Raw genomic sequence first — 21,843 nt, 5'->3', positions numbered from 1 at the left:
GCCACCCAGATCAAGTGGGGCCTGGACTACATGAACGAGCGCTACGGCAGCCCCGTCGGCGCCTGGAACTTCTGGTCCGCCAACCACTGGTACTAAACCGGCAGCACCCAGCAGCACCCAGCAGACACACGAAGGCCCCGGTGGCCGGCCTCCCCAGGTCCGGCCTCCGGGGCCTTCTGCATCCCATCCCACGGGGTTCAGAGGCGCCTGCGTTCAGGCTTCGCGGACGGTCACAGGCGCTGGATGATCGTGCCGGTCGCGAGCGCGCCGCCCGCACACATGGTGATCAGCGCGAATTCCTTGTCCCGGCGCTCCAGCTCGTGCAGGGCGGTGGTGATCAGCCGGGCGCCGGTGGCGCCGACGGGGTGGCCGAGGGCGATGGCCCCGCCGTTGACGTTGACCTTCTCCAGGTCCTGGTCGAAGACCTGGGCCCAGCTGAGGACGACGGAGGCGAAGGCCTCGTTGATCTCGACGAGGTCGATGTCCTTGAGGGACATGCCGGCCTTGCCGAGCACGGCCCGGGTCGCATCGATCGGTCCGTCGAGGTGGTAGTGGGGGTCGGCGCCGACGAGGGTCTGGGCGACGATCCGGGCGCGCGGCTTGAGCTTGAGCGCGCGGGCCATCTTGCGGGAGGCCCACATCACGGCGGCGGCCCCGTCGGATATCTGCGAGGAGTTCCCGGCGGTGTGCACGGCGGTGGGCATGACCGGCTTGAGCCGGGCCAGCCCCTCCATGCTGGTGTCCCGCAGGCCCTCGTCCCGGTCGACCAGGCGCCACATGCCCTGCCCCGCGGCCTGCTCCTCCTCGGTCGTCGGCACCTGCACGGCGAAGGTCTCGCGCTTGAACCGCTCCTCGGCCCAGGCGACCCCGGCGCGCTCCTGGGAGAGCACACCGAGCCGGTCCACGTCCTCGCGGCCGAGGCCCCGGTGGCGGGCGATGCGTTCGGCGGCCTCGAACTGGTTCGGGAGGTCGACGTTCCACTCGTCCGGGAAGGGCTTGCCCGGGCCGTGCTTGGAGCCGGAGCCCAGGGGCACCCGGCTCATGGCCTCGACGCCGCAGGCGATGCCGATGTCCATGACGCCGCCGGAGATCATGTTGGCGACCATGTGGTTGGCCTGCTGCGAACTGCCGCACTGACAGTCCACCGTCGTCGCGGCGGTCTCGTACGGCAGGCCCATGGCGAGCCATGCGTTGCGGGCGGGGTTCATCGACTGCTCGCCGGCGTGGGTGACGGTGCCGCCGACGATCTGCTCGACGCAGTCGGGCTGGATTCCGGTACGGGCCAGCAGCTCCCGGTAGGTCTCGCCGAGCAGGTAGGCGGGATGGAGGTTGGCGAGCGCGCCCCCGCGCTTGCCGATGGGGGTGCGTACGGCTTCGACGATGACGGGTTCCGCGGCCATGAGCTCGTCCTCTCCTGCACAGCGCCAGCGCGGCGGGCCGTCCCGGCGCCCCGCCCGAACTAGTACGCGTTCTAGTTCTCCCCGCAGTCTTATGACCTGGAGCCCCGGCACGCAAGGGTCTTGCACGTGCCCTGCACGGATTCCACACGCAACAGTTGGCGCCGCGACCCTTGTCACTTCTAGAACTCGTTACTACCTTCAAGCCAACTTCTGATGGGCCGTCAGACTTTGGAGTTGCCCCGATGTCCTGTCCCGCGCTGCCCGAAGGCTTCGACGCCACCGACCCCGACCTGCTCCAGAGCCGGGTCCCCCTCCCGGAGTTCGCGCAGCTGCGGCAGACCGCACCCGTGTGGTGGTGCCCACAGCGGCGGGGCGTCACCGGCTTCGACGACGAGGGCTACTGGGTCGTGACCCGGCACGCGGACGTCAAGTACGTCTCCACGCACCCGGAGCTCTTCTCCTCCACCACCAACACGGCGATCATCCGCTTCAACGAACACATCCAGCGTGATGCGATAGATGCCCAGCGACTGATCATGCTGAACATGGATCCGCCGGAACACACCCGCGTACGCCAGATCGTGCAGCGCGGCTTCACCCCGCGGGCCATCCGCGGACTGGAGGACGCGCTCCGGGACCGCGCCCGGAAGATCGCCGAGGAGGCCCTGGCCGTCTCCGCCGACGGCAGCTTCGACTTCGTCACCCAGGTGGCGTGCGAGCTCCCGCTGCAGGCCATCGCCGAACTGATCGGCGTACCGCAGAAGGACCGCGCCAAGATCTTCGACTGGTCGAACAAGATGATCGCGTACGACGACCCGGAGTACGCGATCACCGAGGAGGTCGGCTCGAACGCGGCGATGGAGCTCATCGGCTATGCGATGAACCTCTCGGCCCAGCGCAAGGAGTGCCCGGCCAAGGACATCGTCACCCAGCTCGTCGCGGCGGAGGGCCAGGGCAACCTCGGCTCGGACGAGTTCGGCTTCTTCGTCCTCCTCCTGGCGGTCGCGGGGAACGAGACCACGCGCAACGCCATCAGCCACGGCATGCACGCCTTCCTCACCCACCCCGACCAGTGGGAGCTCTACAAGGCGACCCGGCCGTCCACCGCCGCGGAGGAGATCGTGCGCTGGGCCACCCCGGTGGTGTCCTTCCAGCGCACGGCCACGCAGGACACCGAACTCGGCGGCCAGAAGATCAAGGCGGGCGACCGGGTGGGGATGTTCTACTCCTCCGCCAACCACGACCCCGAGGTCTTCGAGAACCCGGACGCCTTCGACATCACCCGCGACCCGAACCCCCACCTGGGCTTCGGCGGCGGCGGCCCGCACTTCTGCCTCGGCAAGTCCCTCGCGGTCATGGAGATCGACCTGATCTTCAACGCGCTGGCCGACGCCCTGCCGGACCTCCGTCTGACGGGCGAGGACCCGCGCCGCCTGCGCGCGGCCTGGCTCAACGGCATCAAGGAACTCCGGGTCACCCACGGCTGACCCGGCCCCAGGACGGCAGGGCCCCCTCCACCCACGCCCCGGCCCCTGCCGCCCTGGCTTTCCGGCCTCGCCGCACCACATCCAGCCCCGCCGGCGCTTGAGGCGCGGGGTCCGGGGCGGAGCCCCGATCTTTGAGCCGCGCCGGCGTGTGAAGCGCGGAATGCCCGCGCCCGTCCGAGTGGCGGCCCGCCCCGAACCGGGCGATCCTGACAGACAGCGGCGATCCAGCCGAAGGGGCGCCGGGGCCACGCGTGCCCCGGCGCCCCTTCGGCCCCAAACCCGGCCGGGCCAAGCGCACGGGCGATGGCGACTCCCCGGTGCCAGACTGGACACATGGCCATGCTCAGCCAGTCCTTCCGGGGACGGCAGGTGCGGCCCGGAGACCCTTCCTACGACGAGGACCGTCGGATCTGGAACGGCTCCGTCGACCGCTCCCCCGCCCTGATCGCCTACTGCACGGGCGTCGCCGACGTCATCGACGCCGTGCGCTTCGCCGCCGCCTCCGGTCTCTCCCTCGCCGTGCGCTCCGGCGGCCACAGCTTCCCCGGCCAGTCGGTGTGCGACGACGGCATCGTCATCGACCTCTCCCCGATGCGCGGGATCCGGGTGGACCCCGAGGCCCGTACCGTCAGGGCCCAGGCGGGGGTGCTCCTCGGCGAGCTGGACCGCGAGACGCAGGCGTTCGGCCTGGCCGTCCCGGCCGGGATCGTCACGCACACCGGCCTGGCGGGGCTCACGCTCGGCGGCGGGATCGGCTGGCTGATGCGCAAGTACGGGCTCACCATCGACCAGCTGCTGTCCGTGGACCTGGTGACCGCCGACGGAACGTTCCTGAAGGCGAGCGGGGACGAGAACCCCGATCTCTTCTGGGGGATCCGCGGTGGCGGCGGGAACTTCGGGATCGTCACGGAGTTCGAGTTCCGCCTCAATCCGCTGGGGCCGGTGGTGCTGGCCGGGCCCGTCGTCTGGCCGATGGCCGAGTCGGCGCGGCTGCTGCGCTTCTACCGCGAGTGGATCACCGACGTACCGGACGAGCTGACCACGGCGGTCGTCCACCGCAAGGCGCCCTCCGTCGACTACGTGCCGTCCGAGCTGCGGGGGAAGCCCGTCGTGATGGTGGTCTGCTGCTACGCGGGGCCCGTCGAGGAGGGGCAGGAGGTGCTGCGGCCGCTGCGCGAGTCCGGCACCGGCTCCGCGCCCGTTCTGGACCTGTGCGCGCCGAAGCCGTTCACCGAGCACCAGGCGATGTTCGACCCGTCGTTCCCGCACGGCCGCTGGTACTACTTCAAGTCCTGCGACGTCGACCGGCTCACCGACGAGGTCATCGACCGCACGGCCGAGCACGCGGCCCGGATCGTGTCGCCGCTCACCGCGTTCCCGATCTTCCAGCTCGGCGGGGCCATCGCCCGCGTCGGGGAGGACGAGACGGCCTTCGGCGGGCGCGGCGCCGGGCACACGTTCAACATCAACGGGACGACGGAGGGCGCCGACGGCTTCGAGGCCGAACGGACGTGGGCGCGCGGCCTGTGGTCGGCCCTCGCCCCCCACCACACCGGGGTCTACTCGAACTTCCTGATGGAGGAGGGCGAGGAGCGCGTCGAGCAGGCGTACGGCGCGCAGAAGTACCGGCGCCTGCGCGAACTGAAACGGCGCTACGACCCGGGCAACCTCTTCCGCCTCAACCAGAACATCCCGCCGGCACCCTGACCGTCGCGGCGCACCCCGACGGCTGAGGGACCGGCACACGACGTCCGCCTACGCGCTCCGCGCCCCGGCCCCTACCGGCTGTTCCTCGTCGCTCCGACGCTGCCCCGGGAGGCTCACCTGCAGTTTCCGCGGCCCGGACAGTACGTACACGAGCCCGAAGCCGGCGGTCACGACGACCGCGCCGCCCACCGCGTCCAGCACCCAGTGGTTGGCGGTGGCGACGATCGCGCACACCGTGATCAGCGGGTGCAGCGCCCCGAGCAGCTTCTGCCAGCCCTTCGGCGCCAGCACGACGATCACGATCCCGCACCACAGCGACCAGCCGAAGTGCAGCGAGGGCATCGCCGCGTACTGGTTGGAGATCGCGGTCATGGCCCCGTACGAGGGGTTGGCCAGGTCCTGCGGTCCGTGCACGGTGTCGATGAAGTCGAGTCCGGGCATCAGGCGCGGCGGCGCGAGCGGGTACAGCCAGAAGCCGACGAGCGCGAGGACGGTGGCCAGGCCCAGGGAGGCGCGGGCCCACCGGTAGTCGCCGGGGCGCCGCCAGTACAGGACCGCCAGGATCGTCAGCGGGACCACGAAGTGGAAGGAGGTGTAGTAGAAGTTGAAGAACGCCTCCAGCCAGGGCGTGTTCACGACGGCGTGGTTCACGGCGTGCTCGATGTCGATGCCGAGCGCCCGCTCGATGCCGTGGATCTGGCTGCCGTTGCCCTCGGCGAGGGTGCGGCTGGTGGGCGCGGCGGCCCGGATGTGCGAGTAGAGCGAGTACCCGACCCGTATCAGCAGGAGTTCCAGCAGCAGGTTCGGGCGGGACAGCACGCGCCGCCAGAACGGCAGCAGCGGCACCCGCTGCCAGCGGGCGGCGGCCGGCTGCCCGTAGGCGGTCGGTACGGGCTCGCGCCAGTACGGCGACGAGCGCGGCAGGAACGGCACCGCGCAGGCCGCGGCGAGCGCGGCGAGCAGCAGCACGTTGTCCCGTACGGGGGCCAGTGCGGCCAGGTTCGGCAGCAGCACCGAGCTCGGCAGCGTCATGGCGAGGACCACGGCCACCGGCCACACGCGCCGGTCGGCGGCGCGCCGGCCCACCTTGCCGGCGACGGCGAGCAGCACCCACAGCAGCTGGTGGCGCCAGCCGGTCGGGGCCACGGCGACGGCCACGCAGCCGGTGACGGCGACGGCGAGCAGCAGCTGGCCGTCGCGGGCGTAGCGGACCGCGCGGCGCAGACCGAACCAGACGACGGCGCCCGCGAGGGCCACGTAGAGCAGGATCTCGGCGGGGCCGCTCAGACCGAGGCGCAGCAGCGCGCCGTGCAGCGACTGGTTGGAGAGGCTGTCGGGGGCGCCGCCGAGGCCGGTGCCGGCCAGGTGCTCGGCCCAGTACGTCCAGGAGTCGCGCGGCATGGCCGCCCAGGACAGCGCGGTGGCTCCGGCGAAGGTCACGGCGGCGGTGCGGGCGGCGGGCCGGCGCCCGGACAGCCACAGCAGCGGGGCAAAGAGCAGCAGCGCCGGCTGGAGCGCGGCCGCGAGGCCGACGAGGAAGCCCGCGGGCCGGTCTCCGGGCACCCGGAAGACCGCCAGGAGCACCAGCAGCACCGGCAGGACGGCGGTCTGGCCCGGTGAGGCGGCCTCGCGGACGGGCAGCGAGACCATCATCAGGGCCGTCAGCACGGGCGCGGCGAGCAGCGCGGTGCGCCGCGGCACGGGGTCGGGCAGGCCGCGCGCGGCGACGAGCCCGATCGCGGCGACGAACAGCAGCGTCACGCAGGTCCAGGCCACCTCCAGGGAGGGGGCGGCGAAACCGACGAGCGGCTTCAGGACCAGCCCGGCGAAGGGGGTGCCGGCGAACTGGCCGGAGTCGTAGAGCGAGCCGGGGAGGGCCGCGGGAAGGTGCAGGCCGCTGAGCCACTCGCCGGGTGGCACCCGCAGCACCGCGGCCGCCTGTCTGACGGCGAGGGCGCCCGCCAGCGCCCACAGGAGGAGGCGTGCCGCCCCGAGCCTGCCGCTATCGCCTATGACCCCGGCATGTCCGTTCGCACCGCTGTGCTCTGCCGCGTTAGCCACGCCTCGCCGGCCTCCCGCCCTGTTGACCGCAACCCTGACTTCGCCTGGCTGCCGCGCTCCATTACCCGCACGACGATATCTCCCGCGGATACCTAGGATGGCCCCCATGAGCATCGTGAAGATCAACGCACTGACGGTCCCCGCCGAGCAGCGGGAAGTTCTGGAGCGGCGCTTCGCCTCTCGGGCCGGGGCGGTGGAGGGTTCGGACGGGTTCGAATGGTTCGAGCTGCTGCGCCCGGTGGAGGGCACCGACCAGTACCTCGTCTACACGCGCTGGCGTTCGGAGGAGGACTTCCAGGCGTGGATGGAGGGGCCGATGAAGGCCGCTCACCAGGGTGGCGGCGCGGGCGGCGCGGGCGGCGGTGCGGGCTCCGAGGGCGGCGAGGGTGGCGGCGAGCGGCCGAAGCCGGCGGCTTCGGCGTCGACGGTGTGGTCGTTCGAGGTCGTGCAGCAGGCGGCGCCGAAGAAGGCTTGACCCGTAAGGGGTGCGGGGTCCGGGCCCCGCACCCCTTACGGTGCGGGGTCCGGGCCCCGCACCCCGCACCGCTGGCGGACGTGCGGGGGGCGTCAGCTCCAGAAGGTGTCTTCCTCGTCGATGTCCGCGGTGCACTGGTCGATGTCGGTGATCTTGTGGCCGACGATCGTGAAGAAGAGCCCTTGGCGGATCTCGATGCCGCGGTCGCCGCGGTCACCGCGTGCCGTGTGGAAACTCATCACGTGCCCCCGCCCGTCCGCCAGCACCGATTCCAGGTGGACCTGGAAGGTGCCCTTCGACTCCTCGCCGAGCCGGCGGTAGAAGTCGAGCACGTTCTCGCGGCCCTTGTGGTGCCCGGACATGGGGTGGCTGCCGGGCACGTGGTGGATGACGTCGGCCGTCAGCAGCGTGCCAAGCGTCTCCAGGTCGCCCTTGCCGAAGGCCTCGTAGCCGCGGCGGATCAAGGCACAGTCGGGATGCTCTGACATGGCGTTTCACACCCTCCGGGTACGCGCGAAATATCCTTTTCCTATCATCGGCCCGGCATTGTGGATATTCCACGCGGGAGTTCCGCCGCGAACTCCACAATGACTCCATGAACACGATCAACACGCACAGTGAACAGCGCGGCAGGCGCGGCAGGCACGGCAGGCACGGCAGGCACGATGACGAGCTCGGCGGCGAGCACCTCACGGCGACCGCGCCCGCGGCCTCCGCGGCCTCCGCCTCGGCCTCGGCCTCGGCCTCGTGGACCGTCGTCCCCGAACCCGTCACCTCCCCCGACGCCGTCCTTCTGCGCCGCGCGTACTACGCCGAGGTCGCCGGCCGGTACTGGAAACGGCAGGTCACCGAGGCCGAGATCGACCAGGGACTGCTGGACTTCCCCGACGACGGGCTGCTCCCGCCCACGGGCGGGTTCGTCGTGGGGCGGCGCGGCGGCGAGCCCCTCGCCTGCGGCGGTCTGCGCCTGCTCGACCACGCCACCGCCGAGCTCACCAAGGTGTACGTCGACCCGCGCGCCCGCGGTACCGGCGGCGGGGCGGCGCTGCTCGAGGCGCTGGAGGCGCAAGGACGTGCGCTGGGCGCGGAGCGGGTCCGGCTGGACACCCGGTCGGATCTCGTCGAGGCCCGCGCGTTGTACGCGCGTCACGGGTACGCGGAGATACCCGCGTACAAGTCGGGCCCGTATGCGGAGCACTGGTTCGAGAAGCGCCTGGCCTGAGCCCGCACGGTCCCGCACACCCGGCACCGCTCGCCGCGCGGCACCGGTCTAGTGCGCGGCGTGGTCCCGTCGCGGCGCGGCGTCGTAGGGCTCCTCGGCGTCGGATCCGCACAGCTCCGCGTTGATCTCCTGGACCAGCTTGATCAGGTCGGTCGGGCGGTCCGGGCCCCACCAGTCACCGAGCAGTTCGGCGAGGGACTCCTCCCGGGCCTCGGCGAGCTTCTCGGCGGTCGCGCGCCCCTTGTCGGTCAGGATCAGCGCCAGCCCGTCCCGGGTGGCGAGCCCGCGCCCCTCGACCTGCCGGGCGGCGTCCGTGACGGCCTTCAGCGGCACGTGGGTGCGCTCGGCGAGCAGCGCGGGCTCGGTGGAGCCGTACTTCTTGATCCGCAGCAGCAGCCAGCTGGCGGCGGGCAGCAGGTCGTAGCCGGCCTTCGCGGTGATCTTCTCGTAGACGTGGCGGCGGCCCTCGCGGGTGCCGAGGACCGTCAGTGCGCGGGCGACCTCGTCGTGGGAGGAGCGATGGACCGGGTTGGACGCCAGGGTCTCGGTCACATCGGGTGCGGTGACCGAGGTGCGGAGCTTGTCCTCCTTCAGGAAGCAGGCGATCACGAAGGCGACCAGGACGATCGGCACGGCGTAGAGGAACACGTCCGTGATGGCTTCGGCGTAGGCGTCGAGCACGCGGGGACGGATACCGGACGGAAGCGCGGTGATGGCCCGCGGGTCGGCCTCCAGCTGCGCGACGCCCGCCCCGGCGGGCAGCTGTACACCCGCGAGGGAGGCGGCGAGCTTGTTCTCGAGCCCGTTGGTGAAGACCGTGCCGAAGATGGCGACGCCGAAGGAGGCGCCGATGGAGCGGAAGAAGGTGGCACCGGAGGTGGCGACGCCGAGGTCGGCGTAGCTGACGGCGTTCTGCACCACCAGGACGAGTACCTGCATGACCAGGCCGAGACCGGCGCCGAAGACGAAGAAGTAGATGCTCATCTCCCAGGTGGAGCTGGTGCGGTGCAGCTGGTGCAGGAGGAGCAGGCCGATGGCGGTGACGCCGGTGCCGGCGATCGGGAACACCTTCCAGCGGCCGGTGCGGCTGACGATCTGGCCGGAGGCGGTGGAGGAGATCAGCATGCCGAGGACCATCGGCAGCATGTGGACGCCCGACATCGTCGGTGAGACGCCCTGGACGACCTGGAGGAAGGTCGGCAGGTAGACCATCGCGCCGAACATCGCGAAGCCGACGACGAAGCTGATCGCCGAGCAGAGGGTGAAGGTGCGGATGTGGAACAGACCCAGCGGGAGCACGGGTTCGGCGGCCTTGCGTTCCACGAAGACGAAGACGGCGAGCAGCGCGGCGCCGAGGACGGCGAGGCCGATGATCCGGGCCGAGCCCCAGCCCCAGGTGCCGCCGAGGGAGGCGACGAGGACGAGGCAGGTGGCGACGCAGGCGATGAGGAAGGTGCCGACGTAGTCGATGGTGTGCTTGGCGGAGCGTGTCGGGATGTGCAGGACGGCGGCGATGACGACGAGCGCGACGAGACCGATGGGGAGGTTGATGTAGAAGACCCAGCGCCAGGACAGGTGGTCCACGAAGAGGCCGCCCAGCAGCGGGCCCAGCACGCTGGTCGCGCCGAAGACGGCGCCGAAGAGACCCTGGTACTTGCCGCGTTCGCGGGGCGGGACGATGTCGCCGACGATCGCCATCGACAGCACGATCAGTCCGCCGCCGCCCAGGCCCTGCAGGGCACGGAAGCCGATGAGCTGGGGCATGTCCTGGGCGAGCCCGCACAGCGCCGACCCGATCAGGAAGATGACGATGGCGTACTGGAAGAGCTTCTTGCGTCCGTACTGGTCGCCGAGCTTCCCCCACAGGGGGGTGGCCGCGGTGGAGGCGAGCATGTAGGCGGTGACGACCCAGGACAGGTGCGCCATGCCGCCGAGTTCGCTGACGATGGTCGGCAGGGCCGTGGAGACGATGGTCTGGTCGAGCGCGGCGATCAGCAGGCCCAGCAGCAGGGCGCCGATGGAGACGAGGACCTCACGGGAGGTGTGTTCGGAGGCGGGGCCGGACTTCGGCGGGCCGTGACCGGGGCCCACGGCATCCGTGGTCACATCCTGAGCCATCGATTCCTCCTCAGGCCGGATCAACATCTCCATCCTGAGCGGTGTGTCCGGTTATGGCCTCTCGAGCCGATGGGGAGTACTCCGGTGGGTCTGCATAATCGCAGGCAACGGCCAGGGAAGGAGTCCAGTGAGCAGTGAGCACTGTCCAGATTGCGGCGCTGTCGGCGCCGGCTGCGGGTGTGCGCCGGGTGTGGGTTTCAACCCCTTGCGCATCCGTCCGTACGTGACTCTGAGTCGCCGTACCGCAGGATCGGGGCCTGCGAGGGCGGCGGGGCGGACGAGCGGCTCGCGCTGGGCGACGGGCTCGCGGGCGGGGGCCCAGAGAAGCGGAACGGTTCCGGTTCACGCCGCCCGCTGGCGCTGCTCCTCGGGGCCGCGGCAGTGGTCGCCCTCAGCGGGACGGCCGTGGCGGTCTGGGTGCTCCCGAGCGATGAGGGGAGTGAGGTCACCCTGCTCGACGCGAAGGCGCCGTCGCCCGCGGTGAGTGCCGCCCCGGCCGCGCCGTCCACGACTCCGACCCACACCCAGGCCTCGGGCAGCCCGTCCGCCTCGGCCTCACCGTCGCCGTCCGCCTCGAAGTCGGCGTCGCCGTCCCCGTCACCGAGCGCGTCCCGTTCGTCCGCGCCCCCGTCCGCGAGCCCGTCGCCCAGCGCGAGCCGCTCGTCCGCCCCGCCGCCCTCGCAGGCCCCGATCCTGCGGTACGGCGACTCGGGTCCGGAGGTGGAGAAGCTGCAGCGTCTGCTGTCGGCGCAGGGCCTGTACCGGGGCAAGTTCCACGGGAAGTTCGACGGGCGGGTGGAGGACGCGCTGTCGGAGTTCCAGTACTCCCACGGCATCGACGACCAGGAGTGGGGCATCTACGGTCCGGTGACCCGCAAGGCGCTGGAGGGATAGGCGCGCGCTGGGGGATCGGATCCGTCGGCGGATCGGAGCCGTGGGAAACACACCGTATGGACAGGGGTCACACCCCGCCGGTGGCGCGGACGGCCCTTTGTTTTGTATCGTGTAGGAACAAAGTGGTTCCGTCCTCATTCCCTGACCGGTGGACGGAACCACTTGTTCTCTTTTCCCGCCCGTCTGGAGCCCCGCCGATGCCGGCCAGCACCACCACCGCCCCCGTCGTCCTCACCGCCAAGGCCCTGCTCCTGGACATGGACGGCACGATCGTCAACTCCGACGCGGTGGTCGAGCGCTGCTGGCGTGACTGGGCTCTGTCCCACGGTCTGGACCCAGAGGCGGCCCTGAAGGTGGTGCACGGCCGCCAGGGCTACGCCACCATGGCCGTCCTCCTGCCGGACCGTCCGATGGAGATCAACCACGCCGAGAACGCCGTGATGCTGGCCCGCGAGACCGCCGACACCGACGGCGTGGTCCCGGTCGCGGGCGCCCCGGCGTTCATGGCGGCGATCACCGCCCTGCCGCATGCCCTCGTCACCTCCGCGGACGCCGCCCTGGCCACGGCCCGGATGACGGCCGCCGCCCTGCCGATGCCCGCGATACGGGTCACGGCCGAGTCCGTTCAGGCCAGCAAGCCCGATCCCGAGGGCTTCCTCAAGGGTGCCGCCGCACTGGGCGTGGACCCGGCCGACTGCATCGTCTTCGAGGACTCGGCCGCAGGCATCGCGGCCGGCCGCGCGGCAGGCATGCGGGTGATCGGCGTCGGCCCCCGAGCAGCCGCCCACGCCCCGACGACCCACGTCCCGGACCTGACGACCCTCACGGTGACGACCGCCAAGGACGGCTCGATCCAGCTCACGGTGGGCGCGGCGGCCTGAGGCTGGGCTTCGGGGGGAGCCGGGTCCCGGCTGGGCGGAATCAGAGAAGGACTGGGGGTTTCCCGTCAGTCTCATCGTCCTTCCGTGTCGGGCCGGCCCCTCAAGGGCGCTCCTTCGTCGCGTCGCTACGCGATGGCCTCCGGCCACCCTTGACCGACCGACCCGCCACGGAAACACGAAGACAGCCGGGAAACCCCCAAAAGAACGGGCCGGGTCCTTCTTTCAGGGACGGCCCCATCACAGATATCCGGGCGAGGTCCCGGTGCGCGCCACATCGCTAAGCCCTCCCCACGTCACAGCGTCTACCAGCCGTCTTGGGCCGGACATAAGCCGCCATCGATCGCTACGCGCTCCCCACGTCACAGCGTCTACCAGCTGTCTTGGGCCGGACATAAGCCGCGATCAATCGCTACGCGCTCCCCACGTCTCAGCGTCTGCGAGCCGTCCCGGGCTGGACATAAGCCGCCATCGATCGCTACGCGCTCCGCACGTCTCAGCGTCTGCGATCCGTCCCGGGCTGGCCATAAGCCGCCATCGATCGCTACGCGCTCCGCACGTCTCAGCCTCTGCGATCCGTCCCGGGCTGGACATAGGCACGATGGCGGCAGCCATCGCGATCTGGCTCGGGACCTGATGAGGGCTAGGGGCCGTCGGGCGCCCACCCGATCAGGCGCTTGTGAGCTGTCTCGAAGGAACTACCCACAGACCGGCTCCGGCCGGGCACCTGACTCGTCCACCGCCCGGACCACAGCGGGCGTCCCGGTCAACAGTCGAAGACCGACCAGCAGATGTCGTTTCGCAACCGCTGGTCATCGAGGACTAGTTCACGAATCGCATCCGGGAGCTGTTCGCGCTGCCAACGGCACTCGAGCCTGCCGGCGTTCTCACCCTCCCCTCTGGGGGCCGCCGCGCGCACAGCCTTGATCGCGTAGGCCGCAGCGCCGAGCTCGTGTGCGGCGACGTGCGCCACCACCGCCGCCTGACCGGCAGCGAATGCGGCGTGCCGAGCGGCTCCGCTCAGTTCTCTTGCCGCAGCCATGGCATGGCCGCCCGCCGCTCGGGACTGAGACATCCTGATCTCGCCGCGCGCCCATGCGCGAATCTGCTCGATCGCCTCGCGGGGCCGTGGGTCCGAGGGTTGCACCGACTCGAAGAGGTGCAGAACGTGCTCCGCGCACGCGGCAGCCCACAAGGCCAGCAGCCGATGGTCGGAGTCCGTAAGAGTCCCCCCACGGCGGATGGTGATGAAGCGGGCATCGCGGTCTTTAGGTAGGATCATGACGTTCCAAAGGGTCGGCTGCGCTCATAAGGCGAGTGCGCCCAACACCCGTGTAAGAAAACAGAGTTGGACACCCTGGCGACCGCACTCTATGTGAGACCGACGCACCTCGCTGATCGCTTGGAATGGATCCTCTAGTCGTCAGTGACGGGGTACATGGAGGCATAGGGATTGGGCTCGCCGGTCTGGGGGTCCAGCCCGGCCAGCTCCCGTCGGCGTTGCTCGCGCCAGCTCACGAAGGTGTCCGTCTGCGTCCAGAGAGACGCATCGCCGAGTGGGCAGGCTTCGAACTGGCCCAGCATCATGCGGGTGATGAACTGGACCATGCCGCAGTCGAACAAAGCCCAAGGCGACTCGCTCCACAAGTGGTGCCGACGCCAGGCCACGACAGGCCACTTGTCCGGGTCGGGGTCGTTCATGAGCCAGGCCATCTCGTTGGCGTTCATCCCAGAACCCCAGGGCAGAACGGCATCTGCACCAAGCGTCACGCCCGGGACTCCTGAGTCGTCATCCCAAAGTCCACGCAGCCCTGCCGTCATGCTTCCGACGTGACACCTCTCGTACCCGCGCACGTCGCTCGGGAGCGGGGGCAGAATGACGAGCTCTCCGATATCACCGACGCCGTACGTGTCCAGTAGAGCCTTGTAGTCACTCGGCAGCTTGGTGCCCAGCGCCGCTTCGGCAGCGTCCCAGTCGATCCGCTCGCCACCGGCGAAGTCTGGCGGCACGAGATCGAGCAATGTGGCCACGTCAGGATGAATGCCCATGGCGGAGTCCCCCCTTGAGTAGATGATCAGCAAGCCTAGACGCTCGGCCTGACACTGCCCCTCGCCATCAGATGGCAGCTGTCAAGCCACGACATTCAGCGACATGACGCAGTCCGCCCGATCGGGCTCAATGGGGACACGGGCTAGCCCGCCCACATCACCATTCACCAGCCGCCCTGCCATTCCTCATCGAGGAGGATCCCCATGGCTCGCGCCCGGCGTCTCGTCCTGTTCACGGCGGTGACCGCGCTGGCCGTGGGCGGCCTCACTATCCTCTGGCGCCTTCACCACCCGCACGATCGCCGTATCCGAAAAGGGGCCGACCAGCAAACCCGGCGATCGCGATGACAGCGCTGGCTTCAGCTTTCTGGAAACAGTGAATCCTTGGCGGAACAGCATGTTCAACGACGTGTCGGAATAGAATTAATCGCCCCAGACGGCCGGCAGTCGCCGAGACCAGCGAAGCGCGTAGCGATTGTTGGCGGCTTATGTCCAGCCCAGGACGGTTGGCAGACGCTGAGACGTCGGGAGCGCGTAGCGATGTGGCGCGCACCGGGACCTCGCCCGGATATCTGTGATGGGGCCGTCCCTGAAAGAAGGACCCGGCCCGTTCTTTTGGGGTTTCCCGGCTGTCTTCGTGTTTCCGTGTCGGGTCGGTCGGTCAAGGGTGGCCGGAGGCCATCGCGTAGCGACGCGACGAAGGAGCGCCCTTGAGGGGCCGGCCCGACACGGAAACACGAAGACAGCCGGGAAACCCCCGACCCTTCTCTGATTCCGCCCCGCTAGGACCCGGCTCTCTCTTTCCTCCCCCGAAGCCCCGCCCTACTGGCCGACTCGCCCGTCGATGCGTTCCCGTAGGAAGTCCGCGTGGCCGTTGTGGCGGGCGTATTCCTCGATCATGTGGACCAGGACCTCGCGGAGCTCCATCGGCTCGTCGCCCGCGTCCCCCGCACCTCCCGCGTCGCCCGTGACATCCAGGCTGGGGGCCTGCGCGACGAGTTGTTCCGCGAAGGTGACTTCGGCTCGCCAGGTCGCCCACGCGTCCGCGACCACGGCCGGGTCGGCCACCGCGCCGGTGAACTCGCCCGCGGGTTCGTCCTCCGAGCGGTAGTGGCGCCGTACGGCCTGGCCCGCCATGACCTGCCGGAACCAGTACTGCTCGACCCCCGCGAGGTGGCGTACGAGACCCAGCAGGGACAGGTTGGACGGTTCCACCGAGCGGCGCGCGAGGGCCTCCGCGTCGAGGCCCGCGCACTTGAGCTCCAGCGTCAGCCGCTGATCGCGCAGGTAGCCGGTAAGCACGGCCCGTTCACCCTGGAACCCTCCGTCGGTGCGGGTGTCCTCGTCGGGGTGGACGAACATGTTGGACCATCCGAACCGACGCTCCGAGGAGGACGCGGGTACACCCTGGGGCGCAGGACGACTGGAAGGGCCCGTGGGGGCGGTGGGGTCGGTCACGCGCACGAGCGTGACCTGTACACGCACTTCCCGCAACGGGATATCCCACCACCACTACCACCTCACCCACCCCGTCAGCCCGCATCAGCCCACGTCAGCCACGTCAGCCCGCGATCGCCTCGTACAGCGAGAAGACGGCCAGCGCCGCCATCACCGCGGCCGCGATCTTGGTGATGAGTCGCAGCGGCACGTACTTCATCAGGGTGCGCCCGCCCAGGATGCCGATGCCCGCGACCGCCCACAGGGCCAGTACGGCGCCGATGCCGACGGAGACGGGGTCGTCGTACCGTGCGGCGAGGTTGGCGGTCATGATCTGGGTCAGGTCACCGAATTCCGCCACCAGGATCAGCATGAACCCGGCCCCCGAGACCTTCCAGAAGGACTGGTCGGCGGGCGGCTTGACCTCCTCCTCCCCGTCGTCCTTCTTCAGGAGCAGCATGGCCGCGCCCAGAAGGAAGAGGATGCCGACGACGGCCTGGACGAGGCGGTGCGGGAGCAGGGTGAGCACGCTGCCGGCGGCGATCGCGAGGGCGACGTGTACGGCGAAGGCGGCGGCGACGCCCGCGAAGACGTAGGAGGCGCGGTAGCGCGTGCCGAGCATCAGGCCGGCGAGGGCCGTCTTGTCGGGGAGTTCGGCAAGGAAGACGACGCCGAAGGCGATCGCCGTGATGCTGAAGCTGAACACGGGGGTGGAACCTCAATCGGTCGGGCAGGACGCCATCGGTACCGAGAGACCTGGGTGTTTCAGGGGTCGCTTCGGCTCGGCGGCGCCCTGGTGTGCGTATGCGCGTACGGAACGCGCCCACGCATGGACAGGACACTGCGGCCGAAGGTCTCGCTGGCCGGCCGCTGTACGTGGCCTGCCTCCGGGCGCCGGCTGGGGTGACCCAGCAGTATGTCGACGGTCCGGCGAAGAGCTACTCCCCTTCTGCTCGAACAGACTACGCGACGCCCGCGGCCGGCCGGAATAGGCCTTTGGTCCCGCCCTGCCCCACTCCGGCGCGCCCCGAGGCGCCCCGCCCACCCTCCACCAGGTGCGGAATCTCAACTTCCATTTAAATCGGGGCCATTGCCGGACTTGATGTGACGTGCTCATGTCGCCACGCTGTCACCTGGCGCCCATCCCCTCGAAACCCGGCGCCGTCAGCATGGCCACGCCCCGCCGGGGCCGCACGGCCACACCCCCCGCACACAGGGAGCCCCTCATGGCACTCATACCCAACGTCTACGCGCGTCGAATTGGCGTGCTCGCGTCAGCGGCAGCCCTCGCCGCGCTCACCTCCCTCCTCAACGCCCCGACCGCCCAGGCCGCCCCGCCCACCCCCATCACCGCCTCGGCCGCCCGCGCGTACCTGGCCACGGTCACGCCGAAGGCCGAAGGGTCCACCAGCGGCTACAGCCGCGACCTCTTCCCGCACTGGAGCACCGTCTCCGGCACCTGCAACACCCGCGAGACCGTCCTCAAGCGGGACGGCGTGAACGTCGTCCAGGACTCGGCCTGCGCCGCGGTGAGCGGAAGCTGGTACTCGGAGTACGACGGAGCCACCTGGACCGCCGCCTCCGACCTCGACATCGACCACGTCGTCCCGCTCGCCGAGGCCTGGCGTTCCGGTGCCAACTCCTGGACCACCAGCACGCGTCAGCAGTTCGCCAACGACCGCACCCGCCCGCAGCTCATCGCGGTCACCGACAACGTCAACCAGGCCAAGGGCGACCTCGACCCCGGCAAGTGGCTGCCCCCGCGGACGGCCTACCGTTGTACGTACGCACGGATGTGGGTCCAGGTGAAGCAGTACTGGGCCCTGAGCATGGACTCCGGTGAGAAGACGGCCCTGGTCAACATCCTCAACGGCTGCTGACCCGAGTCCGCCGATCTCTCCCCCGCCAGGGGGAGGCGTGGCTCCCCCTCCCCGTCGTACCGTGATCGAAGGGGCTACGGAGGAGGGGGAGTTGCATGGCCGGACTGCGTCTGGGGCCGCTGCTGCGTCACGTCGACTGGGACACGGGCGGATCGGCCACCATATGGGTCGAGGCGGACCGCCCGTGCACGGCCGAGGTGCGGTGCGCCGACGGGGCGGGCGGCAGTGCGCGCACCTTCCAGATAGCCGGTCACCACTACGCGCTGGTGCCGGTGACCGGTCTGACCCCGGGCGCGACCACGGCGTATGAGGTGCTGCTCGACGACCGGCCGGTCTGGCCCCTGCCCGACAGCGGCTTCCCGCCGAGCACGATCACCACCCCCGCGGTGGCCGGTCCCGGCCGTGCGGCCCCCGGGCTGCGCGTCACCTTCGGCTCCTGCCGGCAGGCCGCACCGCCCGCCGGCCGGCACGGGCCGCACGGCGCGGACGCCCTCGACACCCTCGCGGCGCGGCTGGCAGCGGACCCGGAGGCGGTGCGTCCGGACGTCCTGCTGCTGCTCGGCGACCAGGTGTACGCGGACGCGCTGTCCAAGGAGACCCGGCAGTGGCTCGCGGCCCGGCGGGATCTGCGGGAGGCGCCCGGCGCCCAGGTCGCGGACTACGAGGAGTACACGCGGCTCTACTACGAGTCGTGGCTCGATCCGGAGATCCGCTGGCTGCTGTCGACCGTGTCGAGCCTGCACATCTTCGACGACCACGACGTGATCGACGACTGGAACACGAGCGCGGCGTGGCTGGCGGAGATGCGGGCGACGCCGTGGTGGCGGGAGCGCGTGCTCAGCGGGCTGATGTCGTACTGGGTGTACCAGCACCTGGGGAATCTCTCGCCGGCCGAGCTGGCGGCGGACGAGCTGTACGGGGCGGTCCGGGACACCCCCGACGGTACGGACGTGCTACGGGCCTTCGTGTCCGCGGCGGACGCCGATCCGGGCACGGCGCGCTGGAGCTACCGGCGCGACTTCGGCCGGACCCGGCTGCTGATGGTGGACACCCGCGCCGCGCGGGTGCTGGCCGAGGACGGGCGGGCGATGCTCGATCCGGTGGAGCAGCAGTGGCTCCGGGAGAACGCCCTGGCCGGGCACGGGGGTTATGACCATCTGCTGATCGGGTCCTCGCTGCCCTGGCTGATGCCGCCGCTGATCCACGATGCCGAGACGTGGAATGCCGCGCTGTGCCGTGGGGATCGGGGGCCGCGGTGGGCCCGCATCGGGGAGGATCTGCGTCGGCGCAGCGATCTGGAGCACTGGGCGGCGTTCCCGGCCTCGTTCGCAGCGCTGACCGACCTGATCGAGGAGGTGGGCACGGGGCCGCGGGCCCCGGCGACGGTGTGCGTGCTCTCGGGGGACGTTCATCACGCGTATGTGGCCGAGCCTCGAATACCGAGTACCGCGCGGGTGTTCCAGCTGACGTGCTCGCCGGTTCACAATTCCATCCATACGGCGGTGAAGTGGGGATTCCGGCTGGGCTGGTCGCGGACGGGCCGGTGGCTGGGGCGCGGCTTCTCGCTGCACGGGCGGACGGGACGGCCGCCGCTGAACTGGCGGCGTACGGGTGGGCCGTGGTTCGGGAACCAGCTGATGACGCTGGCGCTGTCGGGGCGGTCGGCGCGGCTGCGGCTGGACCAGGCGCGGAAGAAGCGCGAGGGGGCCCGGCTGGTGACGGTGCTGGACCGGGACCTCACGGCGGCGGAGTAGCCGGAGCACCGGAGTAGCCGAGTACCAGTGCAGCCGGGGTGGGGGCTGCTCGGGCAGCGGGCCACGGTGGTGGCGGAGTTGACGTGGCGACGGTGTGGCTACCGCCCCGGGCTCCCGGGGGACGGGGGCCGGGCGTACGCTGTATGGCTGTCAAGCCGCTCCTGCCGCTCCCCCGCGACGTCGCGGCGCTTCATGCCGCAGCACGTCAACCGGACTGGGGAGTCCCGTTTTGCTTGAGACGCTGGGGTCGCTGACCGCGAGCCCATGGATCTACGCCCTGGTGGCGGTGTCCGTCGTGCTCGACGTCTTCCTTCCGGTGCTGCCGAGCGGGGTGCTGGTGATCACCGCGGCGGCGGCCGCAGCGGCCGCAGGTGCGGCGGGACCGGTGCCGGTACCCGCGCAGGTGCCGGACATCCTGCTGCTGCTGGTCATCGCGACGACGGCCTCGGTGCTGGGTGACATGGCCGCGTACCGGCTGGGCCGGCGCGGCGGAGCCCGCCTGGACCGGGCCATCGCCCGCTCCCGCCGACTGACCCGGGCCCACGAGCGCCTCGGCACGGCCCTGGCACGTGGCGGCGGCGCCTTGGTGGTGATCGCGCGGTTCGCGCCGGCCGGGCGTTCCGTGGTGTCCCTGGGCGCGGGCAAGACGCAGCGCAAGGTGGTGGAGTTCCTGCCCTGGTCGGTGCTGGCGGGCATGGCCTGGGCCGGCTACAGCGTCGCCCTCGGCTACTTCGGCACCCAGTGGCTGGGCACCCAGTGGCTCGGCACCGCGCTCTCGCTCGTCGCCCTTTTCGCCGCGGGCGCCCTGGCGGCCTTCCTCGTCCGCCGCCCGCCCACGACGGCGGCTCCCGCGGCGTAGGCGCAGTCCTCGGGCCGGCCCGCCGACGGAGGCGACGTCCGCGAGACCCGATGTCCGCGGGCAGGGGGCCGGCGGACAGCACATCAGCGGACACGCCCTCCGGGGGCGCGACGTCCGCACGCGACACCCGGCAGACCGGCGTTCCGCGGCCACGACACCCCCGAGCGGGACGTCCGCGGGCAGGACGATTGCCGGCTCTCCCAGGCGTCTGTCGGCTCCCTCGGACGTCTGTCGGCTCCCCTCGGGCGTCTGTCGGCTCCCTCGGGTGGAGCAGTGGCTCACCCGTTCACCCGGCCCCGATCGCCGCCCCAGGCCCGGGCTCCTAGCGTCCACAGCACGGTGCGCAACCGAATCCGCGTCACACCCGTGCCCTGGCCGCGCCGTTTCGAGGAGCCGAGGAGTTCTCTCCATGCCCGCCAAGCCGCCCGCCACGTCATCCGTCACGTCCCGAGGCCTCGTGGCCATCGCGGCCGCGACCCTCATCGTCGCCGCCGCCGCTCCCGCCACGTTCGCGTACGCCGCCCCCTCCGCCGGCGTCTCCCCCACCACCGTCGCCCCCGGCGGCCGCGTCGCCCTCAACCTCGACGGCTGCGGGACCCGGACCGGCCGGGCCACGTCGACCGCGTTCAGCGAGGTCCGGCTGACCCCCCGCAATTCGGAGGCCACGTACCTCTTCGGCAGCGCCACCGTCTTCCGCGACGCCAACCCGGGCACGCACCGCGTCACCTTCGAGTGCGGCGGCCCCGGTGGCGAGCGCGTCACCGTCTCGCTGCAGGTCGCCTCGGGCGCGGCCCGCGGTGGTACGGGCGGCAGCATCGGCTCGATGAGCCCGGGGCAGGTCGCTGTCGGCGGCGCGCTCGCCGCGGGCGCGCTCGGCGCCGGGATCTGGGTGCTGCGTCGCCGCGCCGCGGGGACCGGGGCGGCGTAGGCGGCGCAGGCCGGGAGGGAAGGCTGGGGTCGGCGTTACGCCGGGGCGGCGGCCTGTCCCCGTACGTGCACACCGTCGAGCAGCGCCGCGGTGGCCTCGGCGACGGCGTCCACGGCCGCCTCGAACACCTCGCGGTTGTGCGCGGCCGGCACCCGGAAGCCGGACACCTTCCGTACGTACTGCAGGGCGGCGGCCCGAATCTCCTCCTCCGTGGCCTTCTCGGGGATGGCGGGCTGGCGCAGGGTCTTAATGGAACGGCACATACCCCCACTATCCCGCTGTCGGGGCGGCTCGACCCCGTATGGGGCAGAGCTGATGCGGAGGTACGGGGCCGAATCTAGACTGACGACGTCATGAAAAGTCACCAATTGAGGGAGACTCGCACCATGGCCAAACGAGGCAACAAGCGTCGGGCCCGCAAGAAGAAGAAGGCCAATCACGGCAAGCGCCCCAACGCCTGAAACCGCTCGAACGAAAGACCCCCGACCAGCACCGGCCGGGGGTCTTCGCACGTACGGGCCCCTGCTGCGCACCCCGCGCCCCGCGCCCGCTCATGTCTGGGTATCGGCCTGTTCCAAAAGGTCGAGGGATCTTGCCAGTCGTGCGCGCCACGTAGAGGCCGCGGGGGGGCCAGTGGGGTCTGTCAAGCCCCGAAATGGGGTGACATGACGCGCCAGGTACTCAGCGGGCTTAC

General features: G+C 70.9%; 20 protein-coding genes and 1 pseudogene. 12 read left to right on the top strand and 9 right to left on the bottom strand.

All coding sequences use genetic code 11. The features are described from left to right. Positions 1-96, top strand: a pseudogene (locus IF88_RS46505) (lytic transglycosylase domain-containing protein); the annotation flags it as partial. A 134-nt stretch (positions 97-230) separates the two neighbouring features. Here IF88_RS46505 and IF88_RS0115515 read toward each other — a convergent pair. After that, positions 231-1,400, bottom strand: a complete 1,170-nt coding sequence (locus IF88_RS0115515; protein ID WP_030711405.1) for a steroid 3-ketoacyl-CoA thiolase — start codon at positions 1,398-1,400, stop codon at positions 231-233. Between the two features lie 242 nt (positions 1,401-1,642). Between IF88_RS0115515 and IF88_RS0115510 the strand changes: the two genes are divergently transcribed. Together IF88_RS0115510 and IF88_RS0115505 are read left to right on the top strand one after the other, a co-directional pair. After that, on the top strand, positions 1,643-2,887 hold the full coding sequence (locus IF88_RS0115510; RefSeq protein ID WP_030711404.1) for a cytochrome P450: 1,245 nt from the start codon (positions 1,643-1,645) through the stop codon (positions 2,885-2,887). Between the two features lie 333 nt (positions 2,888-3,220). Continuing rightward, on the top strand, positions 3,221-4,594 hold the full coding sequence (locus tag IF88_RS0115505) for an FAD-binding oxidoreductase (protein ID WP_234323543.1): 1,374 nt from the start codon (positions 3,221-3,223) through the stop codon (positions 4,592-4,594). A gap of 48 nt (positions 4,595-4,642) precedes the next feature. Here the strand turns inward: IF88_RS0115505 and IF88_RS0115500 are convergent, their stop codons facing one another. Then, on the bottom strand, positions 4,643-6,655 hold the full coding sequence (locus IF88_RS0115500; protein ID WP_051836904.1) for a bifunctional glycosyltransferase 87/phosphatase PAP2 family protein: 2,013 nt from the start codon (positions 6,653-6,655) through the stop codon (positions 4,643-4,645). Between the two features lie 106 nt (positions 6,656-6,761). On the opposite strand from IF88_RS0115500, the gene IF88_RS0115495 reads away from it, so the two are divergent. Then, positions 6,762-7,130 (top strand): antibiotic biosynthesis monooxygenase family protein, encoded by a 369-nt coding sequence (locus IF88_RS0115495; protein WP_030711400.1) that lies wholly within the window; start codon positions 6,762-6,764, stop codon positions 7,128-7,130. Between the two features lie 92 nt (positions 7,131-7,222). Here the strand turns inward: IF88_RS0115495 and IF88_RS0115490 are convergent, their stop codons facing one another. After that, positions 7,223-7,618 (bottom strand): nuclear transport factor 2 family protein, encoded by a 396-nt coding sequence (locus tag IF88_RS0115490; protein ID WP_030711398.1) that lies wholly within the window; start codon positions 7,616-7,618, stop codon positions 7,223-7,225. A 305-nt stretch (positions 7,619-7,923) separates the two neighbouring features. On the opposite strand from IF88_RS0115490, the gene IF88_RS0115485 reads away from it, so the two are divergent. After that, on the top strand, positions 7,924-8,352 hold the full coding sequence (locus tag IF88_RS0115485) for a GNAT family N-acetyltransferase (protein WP_051836924.1): 429 nt from the start codon (positions 7,924-7,926) through the stop codon (positions 8,350-8,352). A gap of 48 nt (positions 8,353-8,400) precedes the next feature. Here IF88_RS0115485 and IF88_RS0115480 read toward each other — a convergent pair whose 3' ends face one another. Next, positions 8,401-10,470 (bottom strand): MFS transporter, encoded by a 2,070-nt coding sequence (locus tag IF88_RS0115480; protein ID WP_030711394.1) that lies wholly within the window; start codon positions 10,468-10,470, stop codon positions 8,401-8,403. 381 nt (positions 10,471-10,851) lie between these two features. On the opposite strand from IF88_RS0115480, the gene IF88_RS0115475 reads away from it, so the two are divergent. Next, positions 10,852-11,364, top strand: coding sequence for a peptidoglycan-binding domain-containing protein (locus tag IF88_RS0115475; RefSeq protein WP_051836902.1), 513 nt, complete (start codon positions 10,852-10,854; stop codon positions 11,362-11,364). A gap of 197 nt (positions 11,365-11,561) precedes the next feature. Then, on the top strand, positions 11,562-12,245 hold the full coding sequence (locus IF88_RS0115470; RefSeq protein ID WP_030711390.1) for an HAD-IA family hydrolase: 684 nt from the start codon (positions 11,562-11,564) through the stop codon (positions 12,243-12,245). A gap of 763 nt (positions 12,246-13,008) precedes the next feature. Here the strand turns inward: IF88_RS0115470 and IF88_RS0115465 are convergent. The 4 genes from IF88_RS0115465 to IF88_RS0115450 form a co-directional block, all read right to left on the bottom strand. After that, positions 13,009-13,524, bottom strand: coding sequence for a putative immunity protein (locus IF88_RS0115465; protein WP_030711388.1), 516 nt, complete (start codon positions 13,522-13,524; stop codon positions 13,009-13,011). Positions 13,525-13,658: 134 nt separating this feature from the next. Further along, positions 13,659-14,324 carry an SMI1/KNR4 family protein gene (locus IF88_RS0115460; RefSeq protein WP_234323542.1) on the bottom strand — a complete coding sequence of 222 codons (666 nt, stop codon included), beginning with the start codon at positions 14,322-14,324 and terminating at the stop codon, positions 13,659-13,661. Positions 14,325-15,113: 789 nt separating this feature from the next. Next, a complete protein-coding gene (locus IF88_RS0115455) occupies positions 15,114-15,653 on the bottom strand; it encodes a DinB family protein (protein WP_030711385.1) in 540 nt (179 codons plus the stop codon). Positions 15,654-15,852: 199 nt separating this feature from the next. After that, positions 15,853-16,434 carry a TMEM165/GDT1 family protein gene (locus IF88_RS0115450; RefSeq protein ID WP_030711384.1) on the bottom strand — a complete coding sequence of 194 codons (582 nt, stop codon included), beginning with the start codon at positions 16,432-16,434 and terminating at the stop codon, positions 15,853-15,855. Between the two features lie 529 nt (positions 16,435-16,963). On the opposite strand from IF88_RS0115450, the gene IF88_RS0115445 reads away from it, so the two are divergent. From IF88_RS0115445 to IF88_RS45415, 4 genes are all read left to right on the top strand, one after another. Continuing rightward, on the top strand, positions 16,964-17,608 hold the full coding sequence (locus IF88_RS0115445; protein WP_107050547.1) for an HNH endonuclease family protein: 645 nt from the start codon (positions 16,964-16,966) through the stop codon (positions 17,606-17,608). Between the two features lie 95 nt (positions 17,609-17,703). After that, a complete protein-coding gene (locus tag IF88_RS0115440) occupies positions 17,704-19,362 on the top strand; it encodes an alkaline phosphatase D family protein (protein ID WP_030711382.1) in 1,659 nt (552 codons plus the stop codon). A 229-nt stretch (positions 19,363-19,591) separates the two neighbouring features. Continuing rightward, complete coding sequence (locus IF88_RS0115435) at positions 19,592-20,221, top strand: DedA family protein (RefSeq protein WP_030711381.1); 630 nt, start codon at positions 19,592-19,594, stop codon at positions 20,219-20,221. A gap of 409 nt (positions 20,222-20,630) precedes the next feature. Then, positions 20,631-21,149: a hypothetical protein gene (locus IF88_RS45415; RefSeq protein WP_051836900.1), complete on the top strand. Its 519-nt coding sequence runs from the start codon at positions 20,631-20,633 to the stop codon at positions 21,147-21,149. Positions 21,150-21,184: 35 nt separating this feature from the next. Here IF88_RS45415 and IF88_RS0115425 read toward each other — a convergent pair whose 3' ends face one another. Then, complete coding sequence (locus IF88_RS0115425) at positions 21,185-21,412, bottom strand: DUF2277 domain-containing protein (protein ID WP_030711379.1); 228 nt, start codon at positions 21,410-21,412, stop codon at positions 21,185-21,187. A gap of 123 nt (positions 21,413-21,535) precedes the next feature. Here IF88_RS0115425 and IF88_RS49590 point away from each other — a divergent pair, with 123 nt between their 5' ends. After that, positions 21,536-21,610 (top strand): 50S ribosomal protein bL37, encoded by a 75-nt coding sequence (locus IF88_RS49590; protein WP_100661309.1) that lies wholly within the window; start codon positions 21,536-21,538, stop codon positions 21,608-21,610. The last annotated feature ends 233 nt before the right edge of the window (positions 21,611-21,843 follow it).

The sequence above is a fragment of the Streptomyces sp. NRRL F-2580 genome, from assembly GCF_000720115.1.
Lineage (GTDB): Bacteria > Actinomycetota > Actinomycetes > Streptomycetales > Streptomycetaceae > Streptomyces.
The sequence above is the reverse complement of the archived record's forward strand: the minus strand, read 5'-3'. Positions and strand labels throughout refer to the sequence as shown.

Coding starts and splice junctions, on each gene's coding strand:
- IF88_RS0115515 (WP_030711405.1), bottom strand. CDS start 1,400: ATGGCCGCGGAACCCGTCATCGTCGAAGCCGTACGCACCCCCATCGGC.
- IF88_RS0115510 (WP_030711404.1), top strand. CDS start 1,643: ATGTCCTGTCCCGCGCTGCCCGAAGGCTTCGACGCCACCGACCCCGAC.
- IF88_RS0115505 (WP_234323543.1), top strand. CDS start 3,221: ATGGCCATGCTCAGCCAGTCCTTCCGGGGACGGCAGGTGCGGCCCGGA.
- IF88_RS0115495 (WP_030711400.1), top strand. CDS start 6,762: ATGAGCATCGTGAAGATCAACGCACTGACGGTCCCCGCCGAGCAGCGG.
- IF88_RS0115490 (WP_030711398.1), bottom strand. CDS start 7,618: ATGTCAGAGCATCCCGACTGTGCCTTGATCCGCCGCGGCTACGAGGCC.
- IF88_RS0115480 (WP_030711394.1), bottom strand. CDS start 10,470: ATGGCTCAGGATGTGACCACGGATGCCGTGGGCCCCGGTCACGGCCCG.
- IF88_RS0115470 (WP_030711390.1), top strand. CDS start 11,562: ATGCCGGCCAGCACCACCACCGCCCCCGTCGTCCTCACCGCCAAGGCC.
- IF88_RS0115465 (WP_030711388.1), bottom strand. CDS start 13,524: ATGATCCTACCTAAAGACCGCGATGCCCGCTTCATCACCATCCGCCGT.
- IF88_RS0115455 (WP_030711385.1), bottom strand. CDS start 15,653: ATGTTCGTCCACCCCGACGAGGACACCCGCACCGACGGAGGGTTCCAG.
- IF88_RS0115440 (WP_030711382.1), top strand. CDS start 17,704: ATGGCCGGACTGCGTCTGGGGCCGCTGCTGCGTCACGTCGACTGGGAC.
- IF88_RS45415 (WP_051836900.1), top strand. CDS start 20,631: ATGCCCGCCAAGCCGCCCGCCACGTCATCCGTCACGTCCCGAGGCCTC.
- IF88_RS0115425 (WP_030711379.1), bottom strand. CDS start 21,412: ATGTGCCGTTCCATTAAGACCCTGCGCCAGCCCGCCATCCCCGAGAAG.